Below are 1,184 nucleotides of genomic sequence, written 5' to 3'. Positions count from 1 at the left end.
ATGGAAGTATAGCTCAGTTGGGAGAGCATCTGCCTTACAAGCAGGGGGTCACAGGTTCGAGCCCTGTTACTTCCACCATAATATTTTTAATATTAGGCTATTTTAATTATGGCTTAGTAGTTCAGCTGGTTAGAATGCCGCCCTGTCACGGCGGAGGTCGTGGGTTCGAGTCCCATCTAAGTCGCCATTTGGATTTCAATAGAGATCCAATGTGCTGATGTAGCTCAATTGGTAGAGCAATTGATTTGTAATCAATAGGTTGTAGGTTCAAGTCCTATCATCAGCTCCAATTTTATTGTGATATAAAATTGAATAAATATATAGTTTATGCTATAATGTGTTACTATGAAATACAAATTTTGGGGAAGTTCCAGAGTTGGCCAAATGGGACGGACTGTAAATCCGTTAGCTTAGCTTTCAGTGGTTCGAATCCGCTCTTCCCCACCAATTTGCGGGTGTAGCTCAGTGGTAGAGCCCCAGCCTTCCAAGCTGGTTGCGAGGGTCCGATTCCCTTCACCCGCTCCAATATGCGCCTGTAGCTCAGCTGGATAGAGCAACGGACTTCTAATCCGTGTGTCAGAGGTTCGACTCCTCTCAGGCGCGCCATGTTGGGATATAGCCAAGTCGGTAAGGCACCAGACTTTGACTCTGGTATGCGTAGGTTCGAGTCCTGCTATCCCAGCCAATTTGATCCATTAGCTCAGTCGGTAGAGCACTTGACTTTTAATCAAGGTGTCCGGAGTTCGAATCTCCGATGGGTCACCATTAATGTTTTTTAAATATTATTTAGTGGTTATACTGGCAAGCTAAATAGGCAAGAAAGGCAAATTTTTAGCCACTGTATTTCTAGATTGATCCATTAGCTCAGTCGGTAGAGCACTTGACTTTTAATCAAGGTGTCCGGAGTTCGAATCTCCGATGGGTCACCACAATATGGAGAGGTACCGAAGCGGTCATAACGGGGCGGTCTTGAAAACCGTTAGAGTCTTACGGCTCACAAGGGTTCGAATCCCTTCCTCTCCGCCAAATAAAAAAATCAATATAAAAATTGATTTTTGGAGAAGTACTCAAGTGGCTGAAGAGGCTCCCCTGCTAAGGGAGTAGATCCTTTCAAAAGGGATGCGAGGGTTCAAATCCCTCCTTCTCCGCCATATGCCCAGATAGCTCAGTCGGTAGAGCAGGGG

General features: G+C 45.4%; 11 tRNA genes. All 11 read left to right on the top strand.

What is annotated here, in order from left to right:
• Positions 1-2 precede the first annotated feature (2 nt).
• Positions 3-78 (top strand) — tRNA-Val (locus HMPREF2852_RS05915).
• Positions 79-110: 32 nt separating this feature from the next.
• Positions 111-187, top strand: a tRNA-Asp gene (locus HMPREF2852_RS05910).
• A 26-nt stretch (positions 188-213) separates the two neighbouring features.
• Positions 214-289, top strand: a tRNA-Thr gene (locus tag HMPREF2852_RS05905).
• 72 nt (positions 290-361) lie between these two features.
• Positions 362-447, top strand: a tRNA-Tyr gene (locus HMPREF2852_RS05900).
• 4 nt (positions 448-451) lie between these two features.
• Positions 452-525: transfer RNA gene (locus HMPREF2852_RS05895), tRNA-Gly, on the top strand.
• 4 nt (positions 526-529) lie between these two features.
• Positions 530-606: transfer RNA gene (locus HMPREF2852_RS05890), tRNA-Arg, on the top strand.
• A gap of 3 nt (positions 607-609) precedes the next feature.
• Positions 610-685, top strand: a tRNA-Gln gene (locus HMPREF2852_RS05885).
• Between the two features lie 4 nt (positions 686-689).
• Positions 690-765: transfer RNA gene (locus HMPREF2852_RS05880), tRNA-Lys, on the top strand.
• An 88-nt stretch (positions 766-853) separates the two neighbouring features.
• A tRNA-Lys gene (locus HMPREF2852_RS05875) sits at positions 854-929 on the top strand.
• 6 nt (positions 930-935) lie between these two features.
• Positions 936-1,026, top strand: a tRNA-Ser gene (locus tag HMPREF2852_RS05870).
• 31 nt (positions 1,027-1,057) lie between these two features.
• Positions 1,058-1,151: transfer RNA gene (locus tag HMPREF2852_RS05865), tRNA-Ser, on the top strand.
• The last annotated feature ends 33 nt before the right edge of the window (positions 1,152-1,184 follow it).

Source organism: Anaerococcus sp. HMSC065G05, assembly GCF_001812365.1.
Taxonomy (GTDB): Bacteria; Bacillota; Clostridia; order Tissierellales; family Peptoniphilaceae; genus Anaerococcus; species Anaerococcus vaginalis.
The sequence above is the reverse complement of the archived record's forward strand: the minus strand, read 5'-3'. Positions and strand labels throughout refer to the sequence as shown.